General features: G+C 35.9%; 9 protein-coding genes. 4 read left to right on the top strand and 5 right to left on the bottom strand.

Annotated features, from left to right (window positions below; all coding sequences use genetic code 11):
- Positions 1–17 precede the first annotated feature (17 nt).
- Both MY04_RS26090 and MY04_RS26085 read left to right on the top strand, forming a co-directional pair.
- Positions 18–1,460: an FISUMP domain-containing protein gene (locus MY04_RS26090; protein WP_066215880.1), complete on the top strand. Its 1,443-nt coding sequence runs from the start codon at positions 18–20 to the stop codon at positions 1,458–1,460.
- Positions 1,461–1,477: 17 nt separating this feature from the next.
- Positions 1,478–8,953: a S8 family serine peptidase gene (locus MY04_RS26085; RefSeq protein ID WP_066215876.1), complete on the top strand. Its 7,476-nt coding sequence runs from the start codon at positions 1,478–1,480 to the stop codon at positions 8,951–8,953.
- Between the two features lie 58 nt (positions 8,954–9,011).
- Here the strand turns inward: MY04_RS26085 and MY04_RS26080 are convergent, their stop codons facing one another.
- The gene (locus MY04_RS26080; RefSeq protein ID WP_066215873.1) at positions 9,012–9,872 is read right to left on the bottom strand and encodes an SDR family oxidoreductase; all 861 of its coding nucleotides are present in this window, start codon (positions 9,870–9,872) and stop codon (positions 9,012–9,014) included.
- A 457-nt stretch (positions 9,873–10,329) separates the two neighbouring features.
- Between MY04_RS26080 and MY04_RS26075 the strand changes: the two genes are divergently transcribed.
- Positions 10,330–11,466 (top strand): T9SS type A sorting domain-containing protein, encoded by a 1,137-nt coding sequence (locus tag MY04_RS26075; RefSeq protein WP_066215871.1) that lies wholly within the window; start codon positions 10,330–10,332, stop codon positions 11,464–11,466.
- 49 nt (positions 11,467–11,515) lie between these two features.
- On the opposite strand, the gene MY04_RS26070 is transcribed toward MY04_RS26075, so the two are convergent.
- Complete coding sequence (locus tag MY04_RS26070; protein ID WP_066215866.1) at positions 11,516–12,550, bottom strand: L-dopachrome tautomerase-related protein; 1,035 nt, start codon at positions 12,548–12,550, stop codon at positions 11,516–11,518.
- Positions 12,551–12,877: 327 nt separating this feature from the next.
- Here MY04_RS26070 and MY04_RS26065 point away from each other — a divergent pair, with 327 nt between their 5' ends.
- On the top strand, positions 12,878–14,023 hold the full coding sequence (locus MY04_RS26065; protein ID WP_066215864.1) for a T9SS type A sorting domain-containing protein: 1,146 nt from the start codon (positions 12,878–12,880) through the stop codon (positions 14,021–14,023).
- A 67-nt stretch (positions 14,024–14,090) separates the two neighbouring features.
- Here the strand turns inward: MY04_RS26065 and MY04_RS26060 are convergent, their stop codons facing one another.
- From MY04_RS26060 to MY04_RS26050, 3 genes are all read right to left on the bottom strand, one after another.
- Entirely contained in the window at positions 14,091–14,855 is a 765-nt protein-coding gene (locus MY04_RS26060; RefSeq protein ID WP_066215862.1) for an MBL fold metallo-hydrolase, read from the bottom strand.
- 123 nt (positions 14,856–14,978) lie between these two features.
- Positions 14,979–15,548 carry a Crp/Fnr family transcriptional regulator gene (locus tag MY04_RS26055; protein WP_066215861.1) on the bottom strand — a complete coding sequence of 190 codons (570 nt, stop codon included), beginning with the start codon at positions 15,546–15,548 and terminating at the stop codon, positions 14,979–14,981.
- 127 nt (positions 15,549–15,675) lie between these two features.
- Positions 15,676–17,109, bottom strand: a complete 1,434-nt coding sequence (locus tag MY04_RS26050; protein ID WP_084006142.1) for a DUF1254 domain-containing protein — start codon at positions 17,107–17,109, stop codon at positions 15,676–15,678.
- Positions 17,110–17,115 lie beyond the last annotated feature (6 nt).

The raw sequence follows: 17,115 nt of genomic DNA, 5'->3' as shown, positions 1-17,115 counted from the left end.
GATTAAATAAACTTCGTATGAGTAAAATCACGATAAGAACAATCGGTTTTCTTTTTACACTCTTGCTAGGCTTTGGGTGTAAAAAGGATGCCGAATTGATAAAAATAAATGCCGATGCAGGGCCAAGTTTTATCGATATAGAAACCGAAAACTATATGATAGAATTAAATGCTCAAGCGGTAAAGACAGGACAAATTGGAACATGGAAAGTGTACATCGGAGAGAACGGAGTTTTCGAAGATGCACACTCACCCAATACCAAATTTTATGGAGAACCTGGGGTGACGTATCAGTTAATATGGGAAGTGAGAGAAGGTGATCAGTACCAAACGGATGTGATTACGGTTTCTTACAAAGCGCTGGAACCAACGATCTTAACTGTCATTCCTCAAGACACTTTATTCAATAATATCTCAACCTACTTAACGGCAGAAGCACCCAAATTTGGTACAACTGGAACATGGGAAATTGTCGAGGGTAATGGTGGTCAGATCACTATGGTCAATGATAGTACTGCTGCATTTGTCGGTCTGAAAAACAACGCTTACAGAGTGCAGTGGACCATGACCTTCGGTAATCAAATAGTCTCTGAGGAACTTGCTTTTGTGACTGATGAGTTAAGAGCATTTGCTGGTGATGATCAGTTAGATATAATTACTGATTTGAACGATAAAGACCAAAAATTCTTCACTTTAGAAGCTTTTTTACCAGCAGGTGGTGTAGGTAGTTGGACTCTATTAAGTGATGAAAACGCTCAAATCTACAACAAAGATTTACCTCATTCTTTGTTTAAAGGCGATCCTGATACTGAATACGAATTGGCTTGGAAAGTAGAGGTAAACAATACCGTTTCCACAGATACCGTGAAGCTTCGTTTTAGAGGGAAATGGGGTGTTTGGGTAGACGCTCGTGATAACCAAGAATACCGTTTTGTGGAGATCAATGGTCTGGAATGGATGGCCGATAATTACAATTATGCGGAAGATCCAGGGAACATGTCATGGTACTACGGATATGCTTATAGAGCAATCATCGAAGATGGTCATGCATTAGATGATGAAGACGAGAGAAAGTACTACGGCCGACATTATTTTATCACTTCTATGTTGAATAACCCACCCGAAGGATGGAGACTTCCTACTTCTATCGAACTAGATGATATTATCAGATTGTATGGGGGTGAATTGTATGCAAAAGAAGCCTTAAGAGAAGGTGGTGAGTCAGGTTTAGAGATCAATCACCCAGGGTATTTATCGTTTAGCGATCCATCAGATCCGGCCTTCCGACACATTTTCAAAGCGCAAGATAGAGAGACGTTAATCATGACTTCCGATATCAATCAGAATACAGGCATGGGGTATGTTTTCCTCATGAATACGAGTATGGATAATGTCGGTTTTGCTGTAATGAATACGTATTACAATGCCTTAACCGTTCGTTTTGTGCGTGAAAAACAATAGAAGCTAAAATTAAGAAAATGAAGAAATTATTGATATTACTGTTCTTAAGTATTGGCTTTGCTTTCAGTACTTTTGGACAACAAAATCAGCCTTCGGGGGACGATATCGTAAGTGGTAAAATCAGAGTGAAATTTACCAAAGATGCCATCAATACCTCATCGAATTTGCGTTTATCATCTTCTGGTAACCAAGTAGGTATTGCACATGTGGATGATGTGAACCAACAAGCAGGAATTTATTCTATTAGAAGAGTATTCCCTTTTTCTACCAAACATGAAGCGAAACATAGAGAATATGGGCTTCACTTGTGGTACGAAATAGATTTTGATACACTCATCGACCCTTATGTAATGATAGAGAATTACAAAGGTTTATCGGAAGTGGATATCGTGAAACCGGTATACACTAAAGTGAATATCGACAATGGTTCTCAACCTGTAATTTTTAAGCAAAATGCTTTTAAAGCAACAAGCACTCAAGAAGAGGAATTCAAGTTTGATGATCCTTTGTTGACTGATCAATGGCACTACATTAACCATAGAGAAATTGGTGGTGAATTCCATATGGATATCAACTTGGAAGAGGGTTGGGAAGTAACATCTGGAAGCTCAGATATTATTGTCGCAATTGTTGACCAAGGGGTAGATCCTTACCATGAAGATTTAGTGGGTAACATGTGGGTGAACGAAGCAGAAATGAACGGTACACCCGGTGAGGATAGCGATGGAAACGGTTATGTTGATGATGTATACGGTTACAACTTTATTGTTCCAGGACCAATAACTCCAGGCGACCACGGTACGCACGTAGCGGGTACAGTTGGAGCTGTAAACAACAATGGAGTAGGTGTAGCTGGTGTTGCTGGTGGTGATGGATCGGGCAATGGTGTAAAGCTAATGTCTTGTCAGGTGTTCGATTACCGCGAAAGAAACGGAAATAACTTTGCCGAAGCAATTGTATATGGAGCCGATAACGGAGCTGTTATTTCTCAGAACTCTTGGGGATATAATGTAGACAATTACTACGAGCCAGAAGTTTTAGAGGCCATTAGATATTTTGTAGCGGAAGCAGGTCAGTTTGAAGGTAGCCCAATGAAAGGCGGTATTTTATTCTTTGCAGCAGGTAACACAGGTACTGAAATGCAGAACAAATATCCCGGAGCATTTGATGAAGTAGTGGCAGTTTCTGCCTTAGGTCCATCAGGTTTACCATCGTATTACACCACTTCAGGCGATTGGATCGATATTGCTGCTCCTGGTGGAGATATGCTTAATTTCGATCAAGAAGGAGGTATTTTGAGTACCCTAACCAATAACAACTACGGCTATATGGAAGGGACATCAATGGCTTGTCCACATGTAAGTGGTGTGGCAGCATTGGTGATTTCTAAATTTGGTGGTGATGATTTTACTGCGGATGATCTTAAGAGAATCTTATTGAATTCAGTGGATCCTTTCACTTTCCAACACAACGACAAGTTCGGTCGAGGAGTATTGAATGCGGCCAATGCTTTGGTAGACGACAACCGTATTCCACCCAATGCAATTGATGATTTAACGGCAGCTGAAATTCTTCATGATGAAGTAACTTTAGAATGGACAGTTCCAGAAGACGAAGACAGTAATGGTCCCGGCGTATTCTATTTAGCTTTTTCGACAGAAGAGATTACTGAAGAGAACTTCAATAGCCAGTTAATTTTTGGAATCGAAAATAATATGGCTGAGGGAGATACGTTCAGAGTGCGTTTCAATCAGCTATTGAAGAAATCAGATTATTGGTTCGCGGTGAAATCTGTAGATCAGTTTTCTAACCTTTCGGAAATATCAAATATTCTGAAGGTGACGACGGTTGACGAACCTCATTTCATGTCGAATACAAATCAGATTTCTGTGCTTATCGATGTAGAAAATCAAACTACTGTTGAGGCTCCATTAGAGTTTTCAAATATTGGAGACGGTGCGGTGTATTGGGCAGCAATGGTGACCAACGAACACAATTATCATGAAGAATATGGAATAGCAACACAAACGGCTTCAGTTGCTCAAGAAGAAGTGAATGAGGTGTTAAGCATGCCTTTGAATTTTAATAATGAAGTGAATCTTAATTCTGCTAGTCGTACCATGGAAATCCCGACTTCTATGGAAGTGACGGAAGTGTCAGAAGCGATGCTTCATTCGAACGAGCATTGGAAAAATGATGTCACAGAATATGTATCGGGTATGTCGTATGAATTGTACGAAGGTCCAAGTATCATTGCAGGTTCTGGTAATCCCAATGCAGGTTTAATTTTCGCGACACGTTTCCATATTCCTTACGATTATGAATTCAATTTAACACATATCGAACTAGGTATGATTCCAACGGTAAGCGATAAACCGTTCTTTATAGAAATCAGAAAAGGCGGGTATAGAAACTTGTTGGAGTCGGAAGTAGTCTACACTCAAGAATACTATCCTGATACGGTGGATGTGATGAAATACTACAGAATGCCTCTGTATCAACCTCAATTTTTTGATGAAAATGAGACATTTTGGGCAGTCATTCATTTTCCTAAAGAAATCGAAAGACCACTATTATTGCAGTTTGGATTTATTCCTTCAGAAGTCGATAACTTTATAGTTTCGAGAGATAACGGTAGAACTTATCAATCGTCGTTGGTACTTTCTGCTAGAAGTACGATACCTTTATTGAGAGTATTAAGTACGGGTAGCAACGGTTCTTTCGTATTTATCGATCCAACCTCAGGTAAAATCGAATCGGGGGAAACTTCTTCGGTAACTGCCACTGTAGACGCACAATCTTTAACCAATGGTAAACACTTGGCTTCTTTGGGTATCTTAACTAACGACATCCATAAACCTATTGTAAATATTGAGGTAGAGGTTAATGTCACAGGACATTCTGCTGCTATTGATTTAGAGAAACAGTACGAGCTAGAATGTTTTACGAATGTTGAAAAGGTACATCAAATAATCTTAGAGAATACAGGATTGGGCGATTTGCTGATTAACGGATATGAGATCGATGGACAGGCAGTGACGTTAGAAGAACCGATCACTGTAGAAGCAAAATCAACTCAAGAATTTAGTTTTCCTTTCACCATATCATCTGATGGAATCCATAGAAAAACATTAATTCTAGATACGGATGCAGGTAAAATCAATGTTCCACTAACAGTAATGAGTGTCGTGCCACCAACACTGAATGCAACATTGGAAGATACGGATATCGATATTGATTATGGCACAACTAAAGAGGTGATATTAACGCTAGAAAATACCGGTTCACAAGCCGATTTGGAATACGATTTAACGCCTTATAGTCAGTTAGCTTTAAAAGGTGGTGTATTGCCAGAAGCGTTAAGTTATTCCATTAAATCTGCACCTTTTGATGGTAAGCTTTGGGATGAACTTCAGCAAATTGGTCAAGATATCGATCCTGAAGTAACCTTTGCAACATATGATTTCGGAATGGAGTTTCCTTTCTTCAACGAGAAGTTAAGCAAGTTCGATATCACCTATAACGCTCGAGTATTCCTTTATAATTATGTGGCCTGTAGTCCGATCGATTTCGAAGATGGTTTCCAAAGGGCGATTGAAATGAAATACCATGCGTATGGTGATAAGTTTGTGGTTTCCATGAAGACCAATCACATTATCTATGAAAATTCTAAATTCAATATTAGAAATGCGGAATTGGAGTATCAAATTGTATTTCATAGAAACGGATTGATCGAATACAACTATGTGAATGTTGAAGACATCGATCCGGAAACAAGATACAGAGTCTACACGCTTGGTTTTACCACTGAAGATACATTGATGTACAAAGATTTCGACGACGATGCCTTGTTGTTGAAAAACGGTACAACGGTCGCTTTTGAGCCATCTCAAGATATCAACATGGTATTTGATGTGGAACCTTACAAAGGTGTTGTAGCTCCAGGAAATAGCGTCGATTTAAAGGTTACTTTAGACCCTGAGTTCAACCAGCAAATTAATGGAACATACCATAACTCAATTGTGGTTTCATCGAATACAGTAGAAGGATCGACAACCGTTCCATTTACAGTAAATGTACACGGTGAGCCAGAAATGAGTGCAGTCGATTCTGTTCTTTTTGCTGATGTAAAAATCGGTTTATTCGAAAAGAATTTTATTCATGTAGAAAATACGGGATCAGCAGCAGTAACGATTTCTTCTATAGATATCAACAACGATGTGTTCTCTTTTGATAATGAATTGATAGGAACGGAAATCAAAGGTCAATCGAACTTCCCTTTGCCAATAATCTATACGCCAACATCAAATAGTAAGGAGGAGGCAGTGGCTACTGTTACATTTAGTGATGGAAGTATCACTCGTTCAACCATTATTGGAGAAGGTATTTTTGATGCTGATTATTCGCATAACTTCCCATCAGAAATAGTTGTAGATGCTACTATCGGAGAGGTAGAAAATGTTGATGTCTATATTCAGAATGAAAGTAATGGAGTCGACTTCGAATATGTCATTCAAGAAGGTTTATTTACTTCACTTCGAAATGAGTCGATTAACGATGTATTCGATAGCACAGCTTTCGGTTTTATGAAAGACAATTACGGATACACTTGGCATACGAGCAACGAAGAAAATAACTTCTATCGTTGGGAGAATATCAAAGATGAAAACGTACTTCCTGTAGAAGACAACAAGCCTATGGCGATCGGTTTACCATTTAATTTTCCTTTCTATGGTGGTGAATACGACAGTATTTGGGTGTCTGTTCATGGTATGGCCTCAGTACTTCCAATGGAAGAAGATTTCCTTTACCAGCGTTTTGAAAAAGAGGATGGTGTGAGTGGTATTCTTGCTCCTTTCTGGTCTTACTTAAAGTATTCGGGAACAGATAGTATCTACTATAAAGTGACAGACGACCGTATGTTGGTACAGTGGAACAACTTTATAGGTAAAGACGCTACATCAAGTCCAGGTATATTAAGTTTTGGTTTGGAAATCGTGAAAGACGGTCGTATTTATTTCCACTACAAAAAGCTGGATACATGGGGTGGATTGCTAAAATATGGTTTAGAAAGTCCAGATGAGAAATACACTTTAGAAGACGAAAGCGTACTTATTGTGAATCAATCGTACCTAACAAATCGCTCTTCGATTGCTATCGTTCCTCCTGTACATCATAAAGCAAGTGCAAATGCAAAAGACAATTATGTACTATCGGTCAATACATCAAGATATAACTATAATGGGACGTATTTTGATACGCTAAGAGTACGTACAAATAGCGATATCAAACCATTGATTGAGGTACCTGTAAAAGTAAATGTAACAGGATCACCGGAATTATCTGTACTAAATGATGTCGATTTTGATGAGGTAGTATACAAGGAAAACTTAAGTATTTCAGATGAGATCCAATTGATGAATATTGGGAATAATGATCTTAAGGTCACTAAAATAACAAGAACTAATTTAGAGGCTGCTAACTTCTTTGATGAAGAAGGTAATCAAATGATTATGAACAGTTCAGGGACATTATTGTCTCCAATTGTGATTCGACCTTGGGAAGTAGTGAATATTAAGTTTGTCTTGCCTGTATCAGAAAAAAGTGATGTAAATGGACAGCTGAACTTTATAAATACTACAGGTGAAGCTTCATCAAATATCACTGCAAAATTAGTGGACTCACCTGTTTTTGTTTGGGATGCTACCGATCAGGAGTACACAATGAGAAGTACAGACACATTGGACTATAAGTTTTCTATTGAAAACAATGGAGAATCGAAACTGAAATATTCTATTATTCCAGCAGTGTTACCAGAAATTGACCCAACGGTTATTCCGGGAGCTATTGAGGAAATAGGAGAAATTACAAGAACAAACGGAGTGGTAGTCGATTCATTGGCCTTGGATCGTAGTGAAGAAGCAGATGGTGTATTTACTCCTTTTGTAGTGGGTGCAAAATTAGGATTTGCCAATCGATTTGTTGCTCCTTCAGGTGGATTTGATGTGACTCATGTGAAAGTCTATTCTTACATTCAGAGCATCAATGAGTATGTGCGTATTATGATTCACCAAGGTGGAGATTTACCTCAAGATGGTCAGTTATTGTTGGATCAAAGATTCAAAATCACCGAAAAAATCGACGAAGATTGGATGTACTTCAAATTAGATCAACCTTTCCATATTCCAGAAGGGGAGACTTTCTTTATTGGTGTTGCACTTCCTGTTGCTCCTAAGTACATGGGTTTTAATAGTACTGAAGATCGTGCAATTCTAGACAATTGTTACAGTGGAGTTTACGGCGGAGAAGCAGTAGATGGAAAATATAATTGGTGGCAAGCACATGGTTATGAGAAGTTTGCATGGAAGATTCGTCCTTTAACGGCTAGTGGTGAAAACAATTGGTTGTCATTGGATCAAAAAGAAAATGTGCTCTTACAAGGAGGACAATCTGAAGTAACTGCTACCGTTAATGCTTCGGGAGCAAAACCGGGCGAGAATGTAGCTTCAATTATTGTGTTGACCAATGATGCAGCAAAAGAGAAAGACATCATTAAGTTAAAAGTGAATGTAAATGGACGTCCAGAATTTTTACATACACCAAATAGCTATCAAGATACACTTCGAGTGAGCGAAGATGGAGAATATACCTTCAATTATCTTTTTGAAGATCCAGAAGGAGATGCGATGAGCATTCAAATAGATTCAAATGATATTCAAAATATCGTTTATCATTTCCAACAAGATGGAGATCAGACGGCTTCTTTAAAAGTGATAGCTGATTACGAAAGTGAGGGCTTGTATCATCTTCCAATCTCAGTAGCTGATGAATTTGGCAACATCACAGTAGATACGACATTGATTGAGGTGACGCATAAAAACAGACCTCCGATGTTGAATATGGATTATGCCATCATCAGAGTGAATTTGGCGGATACAGTTCAAGCAATCACGATCAGTCCAGACGATCTATTTAACGATCCCGACGGTGATGAACTATTGATTTACGCGGGTAACTACACTCCAGATATTGTCGATTTATCATTGGGTCAAACCTTTATTAATATCAACCCAATCCAAGAAGGAGTAGGGCAGTTGGTATTTGCCGCTGATGATGGTAAAGAGAACGGTTTCGTTGCCTACCTTATCTATGTAGAAATCATCGACGATCCATCTGCAGTGATGAACAGCACAGATAAAAACGGTCAGCCAATACACTTGGATTTCGGCACTTTTGATCACTCAGTAGTTTATCCAAATCCGGTGACTGATGGTAAGTCAGTAGTGGCTTATAAAGTGGATGAAAATACAAGCGTAGAAATGGAATTGGTTGATATCAATGGTCAGACAATATTTAGAAAAACATACGATCAGCAAGAAGCAGGATTGTATTCAGAATTGTTGCCATTAAAAGAATTGTCAAGCGGAATGTATATCCTAAAATTAAATGTGGATAAGCAATTCGTGGAAACACATAAAATTATTATTAAGTAACATTGAATTGGTGAAAGTAGTAAATGCACTAAGAGTTTTCTTAGTGCATTTCTTTTTTCTAAAGGAAACTACTTGCAATCATATCACGAAGTTTTGTTCCGTCGGGATCTGCTTGTGTTTTTAACTGACAAAAACGTTCGGCCCATTCGGAACTTCTTATTCTTAAAGGAGGATTTTCATTTTGAGCGACTTGAAGGACTACTTCAGACACTTCTTTACCTGTTTGATAAATCGGAATTTCACTACTTTTAGCTCTTTCCTGACTGCCAGCCATGTACTTCTCAAAGATTCCTTGATACTCACCCATAGCAAACTGCCCGTTGGAAGAAGTTTTCTGAACAGTTGAAGCCATAAATTCTGTTGAAATACCACCCGGCTCAACATTTGTAATTTTAATGTTGAAAGGTTTTGAAACATAGGTCGCCAATGCTTCCATGTAACCTTCTACAGCGAACTTGGCTCCACAGTAGAACTCATTGAAAGGTTGTCCCACTAAGCCTCCCACAGAAGTGATCGTAATAATTTGTCCACCATTCTGTTTTCTCATATGTGGTAGCACTTCTTTGGTGCAGAAGACTACACCGTGGTAATTTACATCGGTCACCCATCGAATTTCTTCTTCAGATGTTTGTTCGGTAGTTTTTGCAAATCCGGCCCCTGCATTATTAAATAAGACGTCTATTTTTCCATCATTAGCTATAATAGTATCTACAGCCTTTTTAATAGACGATAAGTCGGTGACATCCAAAGGTAGAATCTCGATATCCAATTGCTCTTTTTCAATAGCGTCTTTCAGAGCATCTGCTTTTTTGAGATTTCTCATTGTAGCATAGACCTTAAATCCATTTTTAGCAAAGAGAATAGAAGCTTCCAATCCAACACCTGTGGATGTACCTGTGATTAAAACATTTCTTTTCATATAGAAGATAGTTTTGGGTTGATAATGAAATATAAACAAAAAAAATTACGACTAAAATATAGCCAAAGAGAATATCTAAAATTAAATAGATCAATAAGTAATTGATTGTAAGTGTATTGGGATAGGTCTATTATATCTCTTTTTAGAAGGGAAAAAAGGTTACGTTTTTAAAAAAATGATCCTTTTAATAGTGTAAATTATTTGATGTTATAAAATATTATCGAACAATAAATGAGTAATTTATAATTTTTATTACACCACTGAACTTAATAATCAATCATATTCAGAAGTGTACAAAATGTTATTTTCTGATTAATATATAGGAATAATTAAGTAAAATCGACGTATAATTTTCTCTCTAAGAACTTTTTTACCCTAAAAATGGGTTTGATGACCGAACCGTAATTTAGAACGCTACTAATTTTATTACACTTATATCAGCAAGACCAAAAACACTATGAAAAGATTTTTACTACTAATATTATTATTATCAGTTAATTTAATATTTGCCGAACCTGTAATTACAGGATTTACAAGTTTAACGCCTGATGCTACGGCTGATCAAGAAATTAATTCAAATGAATATCTAGAATTGATTTCAGGCACTTATGATTACAATGGAAACGGACAAAAAAGTATTACCATCGAAGGCAATGGAGTTCTAATTGTTCGAGCAGGAGTTACGTTAGATGTAAAGGATTTAATTGTTAAGGATCAAGGTATTCTTTATGTTGAAAGAGGAGCAATTGTTATTGTTGAAAGAGACTTTGAGATCACCTCAACTGGAGATAGCGAAATTCATACTCTATATTATTATGCTAACACTAAAATTAGCATAGACAACAGTGCATATAAATTAGATGGAAACGGAAGAATTACTTTTTCAGGATCAAGTTATGATGTTCAATCTGGTGTATCTGTTTGTATTGGTACACAAGATCCTACATTTTATGATCCTGACCATTCTAATTTTGGTACAAATGGTACTGAACCATGTAATAGAAATGGTGATTCAGATCGTTTCACAACAGATTTACCTGTAGAAATGATCTCTTTTGAATCTTCAATCGAAAATCATAATGTCATTTTAAATTGGGCGACAGCAACAGAAATTAATGCTTCACATTTTGTGGTTTTTAGATCAACGGATAAGGAAAATTGGGAAGAAATAGGTGAAGTAGAAGCGGGTGGTAACACTAATTATAGACAAGATTATTCTTTTACAGATATTCCCAATGCATCATCAAATGTTGTTTATTATAAATTAGAACAATTTGATTATAATGGGAAAAGTGAAACATTTGGTCCTTTAGCAGTTAGCTTTAGATCGATTAATCTAATGTCAGCACAAGTTTATCCAAATCCTGTAAGGGATCAATTAAATCTTTCGATTACTGGATTACAATTGGGAAATGATATGACTATCTCATTAATGGATAAAATGGGTAAGGTAATACATCAAGAATATAAAAAATTAAACGGTAGTAGTTTGATTTACAATGTGGATGAAACAGTTGATTTAGTGCCTGGAAACTATCTTTTGATTATTACTTCAGGATCAGAAAAAATTACGAAAAGGTTTATTAAACAGTAAACAAAAATGGCTGACACATTTAATTATTTTAATGTGACAGCCATCAATATTAAAGAGCTACTTTATAGATACTAAACTCTATCTCTTCCACATCCTCACCTGCTTCGTTAATTCTAGAATTGGTATAATAAAGATACTTATTATAGATACTAAATGTATCGGCCCATTTCACTTGATTTCCTTTTACAAATGTAGACATTGCATGATTTTTTAAATTGATTTTCATAATCTTATCATGCTCTAAATCGGCTAAATATAATTGTCCTTTTTCGTCTACAATCATACCATCAGGAGCCGGTGTTTTCATTACAAATTCAACATCTGCTTCTATTTCTTCATTCGTTTTATTTATCAAAGAATTGGTAGGTATACGATATAAGCTGTATCCCGTTAAAGAATGGAAGTAGAGCATATCATTTTTGAGATCCAAAGCGATACCATCAGAATGCACTGTATTTTTCCATTCAGTCGCCCCAAAAGTTAAATGATCTGCCTCTGCTGTTGTAGAGAAGTGATTATCTAATACTCTTTTACAATTTCCCGATGCTAAATCAAGTACGATTAACCCTGCGTGGCCAGAATCTGTAAAGTAGGCTTTATTGTTTTTCTTATCTACCCTTAAATCGTTTACATAAGATTCTGGATGATAAGTACCCACTGAAAGAGGATAAGTTCTTTTTAACTCGTTGGTCGTTAAATCGAACACAAAGATTTTAGGAGCACCAATAACTCCTTGAAACAATGGGTTTCTAGTATCCAATACATATAATTCATTATCAAAAGCAACTACCGACTGCACTGCTATAAATAAAGAATCCGTCATGGGCATTCCTATTTTCCAATTATTCCACTCTTTAGAAGGGTAAGGAATTGACGATCCATTTTCATCTACTTCTAACACAGAGTACATGACTCCTTTTCTCCAACGGGGAAAATTAGCGAAAACTCTTCCTTCATTAGAAACAGTAACACCTGTAACTTGTTGTCCCTTAAAGTTTGCAACTAAAGTGGGTATTTTATTTTGTTCTTCAGAACAACCAAAAAACAGAAAAGAAAAAAGGAAAAGAACTATTAATCGATTCATTGGATGTATTTTATGTTTTTTTACTTTCAAATTCGTTCAATTTCAATATGATAATTCAGTGATTACCTAGAATAATCATGTATTAAAACATGCATTATTCTAACAATTTTATATGAAAATATTTATTTTAATCAATAAAGTCACACTGATGAACTGTTAATATAAATCTTTAACATAAGTTTACTGTACAACTTATTAATTACTGAATACAAATAAAACCCAAAAGAGAATTCTATACCTAACTGCAGAACTAAAAGTTTTTTTGTAAACAGCCTAAAAGTAAACAAATCTATTCATTAACATACATGTTATCTAAAAACTATTTCTATGAAAATCTTCTTACCCTTCGCCCTTATACTATTTTGTATAACTGTTTCTAATGCACAGCCTATTATTGGTCCTGACCATTCTGAAATATTTCCTGATGAGGAAATTGATCAAACAATTGGTGAAAATGAATACATGGACTTAACCACGGGGTCTTATAATTATAATGAGAATGGTGAAAAAAGTATCACCTTAGAAGAAAATAGTATACTATTTATTCGATCTGGTGTAAACTTAGAAGTGAGTAAATTGTCTGTTAAAAAGACCGCTGTTCTTTATGTTGAAAGGGGAGCAACGGTGATTATTAATAAAGATTTTATTTACGAATCAACAGGTGAAAGCGAAATACATTCGCTTTATTTTTATGCTAAATATAAGATACAAATTGATAAAGATGAGTATAAACTTGGAGGTACTGGAAGGATCACATACACCGGATCAGATTACACTGTTTCATCATCGGGAACATCAATATGTATTGGCACTGAAGATCCAGAATTTTATGATCCTGATCATGATGACTTTGGAGATAGTGGGGTAGAAGCATGTAATACCAATGGAAATTCAGCCCAATATATTGCTGACTTACCAGTAAAAATGATCTTCTTCGAATCAGTAATCAATAATAATATAGTTACTCTAAATTGGGCAACAGCAGCAGAACAAGATGCCTCTCATTTTACCATTTTAAGATCAACAGATAAAATGAATTGGGAAGAAATTGGAGAAGTTGAAGCAGGAGGGAATACTAATTTTAGACAAGACTATTCGTTTATTGATACTCCAGAAAAATACTCAACTGTCTTGTATTACAAATTACAACAGTTTGATTATGATGGGAAAAATGAATCGTTTGGTCCATTAACTGTAAATTTGATTGCAGTAAATACAATGTCAGCCCAAGTATATCCTAACCCTACCAAAGATAAACTCAATCTTTCTGTAGGTGGATTAATATTGGGTGATCAATTATCTATTTCTTTAATTGATAAATTAGGAAAGGCTGTGTATCAAGAACATCAAGATGTTAGTGGGAATAGCCTTGTGTATAACATCAATAATATCTCCGGCTTACAATCTGGACATTATTTATTAATACTGACTTCTGGTTCACAAAAAGTGGTAAGAAGATTTATTAAGCAATAGATCCCCAAAATAATAATAAGGTTGTTTATTATATCAAAAGCCCCGGATTTTAATCCAGGGCTTTTGATTATAAATTAATCCACTCTCCATCTTGAGGGATAAATACTTTATCTAATAATCCTTTCGATTGTAATTCTCTTTTTAAATCTGAACGTGTAGTAGGACAGTGATTAACCGCTTCCATATGATTGTGAAGTACTTTATTTGGAGCGTTTTGTGTGAACTTCACAATATCTTCCATATGCATCAACAAAGGTTTAAAAATATCGAATTGTGCCGATCCTGAGGCACAAACACTTAAAGCTGGATTATACTCTTTAAATACTTTATCAACATGTTCAGTATAAATGGTATCAGAACTTAAATATATTGATGGTTGATCTGGAAGTTCAATATAATAACCCATTACATTACCGGCTGGCTTCGCTACAAATCCGTAACCATGAACGGCAGGGATACCTTCAATTTTTCCACCAAGAAAATCAACTCTATTCCAGTAATCTATTGTCTGAACAACGTTTAGTCCTCTTTTTCGCAATTCTTTTTCGTCTAATACACTACATATTACAGGAGTGTTTTGATCGCGTAAAAATTGCTCTCCATCTTTGTCTAAATGATCAGGATGGAGGTGTGTAATTAAACAATGAGTCACTTTATCCAATATTGGTAGGCATGCTGCGGGCAATTCGACCAAAGGATTTTTCTTTGCTTTAAAACGAATGAATGAGAAAGGAGGCATGGTAGATTTAGGGCCTAACATTGGGTCCACTAAAATTACTTTATCATTGGCTTCAATCACCATAGTTGCGTTTCTGAAATGTTGAATTTTCATTTTACTGATCGTTTAATTTGAGATAATAGAATAAGATATTATTGAGTGATCAACTTTATCCTCATGAATATATTACAAAAGAAAACGATGGGTGATTGGGATGCCTTGATTCAAATCAAGAAATCAATTTCGTTTTCGAATTCGGCTAAGCGTTTCGGGGGTCATTCTTAAATATGTGGCTATATGATATAAAGGAATCTCCTGTAACCATTCCGGTTTATTTGATAATAAATCGAGGTATAACTCATCGGGAGTTAGACTGAAATGTTTGAATTCTTCATCTTCTTTTTTAGCAATAATATCCTTGAAGATCTCATCAACAAAATTCTTCCCACACTGATATCTTTCTAAAAAATCATGAAAGACATCAATATTTAATTCAAGAACTGTAACTTCAGTAAGTGTTTGAATATTTTTCTTGGTAGGAGTAGCATGCATTAAAGAGTAAAAGTCGTTGATGAATTGAGGTTTCACGAAAAAATCAGTATTCATTTCCTTATCGTCTTTAGCAAAGAATTCTCTAAGCGAACCTGAAGAAAGGAACATCAATTTTTTAACTATGCTTTCTTGTTGAATGATTAAAGTGTTTTTGGGATAAGTCTTCGTTTCAAAAGAAGCAGCAAACTCTTTTAACCCTTCTTGATTAAAAGGGAATAATGAATTAAAGAAATGAAATATTTTTTCGTTGGTCATCGTCATCTTTTATTTAACTATCAACAATTAACGAAAGAATAGTTGTTGTAACAAGAGAAGTATGTTAAGATCTTTAATAGCAAAAACGAGACTTCTAAATTAGAAGCCTCGTTATAACATGGAAATGCTAGTTTATGTTGTATAATTGTGGTAGGGCGAACTGTACATCGACAACTTCTATTTTGGGTTCATAGAATCTGAACTGTAACATAAAGTCACCTTCAGGGGCTGGTAGCCAATTTTTCTTTTGCTTTTTATCTTTAGGAGCTTCAGGTGAGATGTAAATAGTTAATGACCCGTCTTTATTATATTTCAAGTCTTTCATCATACTACCCACTTTATATCTTTTGATGTTGTTTTCTACCATAAAACGATCTTCAGCATCATACATTGTCATTGACCAGAAACCACCAATCTCATAGTTAATAGGCATGTCTGCAGGAAGTGTGATTTTGTAAGCATTTTTACCATTCAACACTTCACCATTATTGTCGTGGTATCTTTTTGGATACATCGCTCTTTCTGGAGAGTTCAGTCCAATACTATTCATATTAATTGCTGATCTTTGCAAATAGTCAGCACCATATTTACCTGCTTTGTATTCCCAATTCCAACCATTTACAGGAGTGCTGCTATACTTAGCTGCATTTACGATCATAGCAAAAGCATCTTTAAATGCAGCTTGTAATGCTTCTCTTTTATGAGGTGCCAAAGTGTTAACACCACCTTTTCCGAAACCAATATATTCGAATTGTTCTGTAATAGGACGATCAGATTCTAGGTAGTTTTCGTTTAATGCTTTTTCAAAACGGTTGTACCAATCTAATCCCATTGGGAAGTTTACTTTTGGAGCACCCGACACTACTTTTGGAGCAGGTTGAACACCACCATTAGGGTAATCAGCTAATGGGAATAATCTAAACTGAGTTTGAAGATCTTGAGCGATTTTTTTATCACTTTCCGATCCGTCTGTTCCTAAACGTCCTGCTAACCAAATATATCTTGTGTTAGAGTAGTATACAGGAAGGTTGTTTGGGTTATCGAATTCTTGTCCTTTTTTGGCTAAGATGAAATATCCACCTTTATCGCCTACAGTGGCATTACAAAGGTCAACCACAGATTCAGTATACATATCTAAAATCTGTTCGATCCAATATCTATTTTTTACTTCTGGTACGAATAATACCAAAGGTTGTTCCTCTAAATCACCCCATCCTTGGATATAATAAGTATCGTTGTTGGGAGTTGTGTAAGAGCGATCTCTATAATCCCATAGTCTTGTAATTGGCCCTAATTGGTTAATAGGTGCCTGACCATTATTCGAAGGGGCATCAACGTTAGTTTGTAACTCTAAAGCTACATCCATCATCACTAAAGCCCAACCATATATAGTGGCTTGCACACCCACATTGTATGTAAAGTTGTATTCGTTTTGCTCTTTTTCGTTTAAAGTGTTTTGTTGAGCAACAGCACTAAAGTTTCCCAAAAGGAAAATACCTAAGATAAATAAGGCAATTTTTGATTGGAGTACGTTCTTTTTCATATCGATTATTATCATCATCAGTAG

The organism is Flammeovirga sp. MY04, from assembly GCF_001682195.2.
Classification (GTDB): Bacteria; Bacteroidota; Bacteroidia; order Cytophagales; family Flammeovirgaceae; genus Flammeovirga; species Flammeovirga yaeyamensis.
Note: the sequence above shows the minus strand (reverse complement) of the source record. Positions and strands in the feature narration are given on the sequence as shown.

Excerpts from the sequence above, each read along its gene's own strand:
- MY04_RS26070 (WP_066215866.1), bottom strand. The coding sequence starts at position 12,550 with ATGAATCGATTAATAGTTCTTTTCCTTTTTTCTTTTCTGTTTTTTGGT.
- MY04_RS26075 (WP_066215871.1), top strand. The coding sequence starts at position 10,330 with ATGAAAAGATTTTTACTACTAATATTATTATTATCAGTTAATTTAATA.
- MY04_RS26090 (WP_066215880.1), top strand. The coding sequence starts at position 18 with ATGAGTAAAATCACGATAAGAACAATCGGTTTTCTTTTTACACTCTTG.
- MY04_RS26065 (WP_066215864.1), top strand. The coding sequence starts at position 12,878 with ATGAAAATCTTCTTACCCTTCGCCCTTATACTATTTTGTATAACTGTT.
- MY04_RS26055 (WP_066215861.1), bottom strand. The coding sequence starts at position 15,548 with ATGACCAACGAAAAAATATTTCATTTCTTTAATTCATTATTCCCTTTT.
- MY04_RS26050 (WP_084006142.1), bottom strand. The coding sequence starts at position 17,109 with ATGATGATAATAATCGATATGAAAAAGAACGTACTCCAATCAAAAATT.
- MY04_RS26060 (WP_066215862.1), bottom strand. The coding sequence starts at position 14,855 with ATGAAAATTCAACATTTCAGAAACGCAACTATGGTGATTGAAGCCAAT.
- MY04_RS26085 (WP_066215876.1), top strand. The coding sequence starts at position 1,478 with ATGAAGAAATTATTGATATTACTGTTCTTAAGTATTGGCTTTGCTTTC.
- MY04_RS26080 (WP_066215873.1), bottom strand. The coding sequence starts at position 9,872 with ATGAAAAGAAATGTTTTAATCACAGGTACATCCACAGGTGTTGGATTG.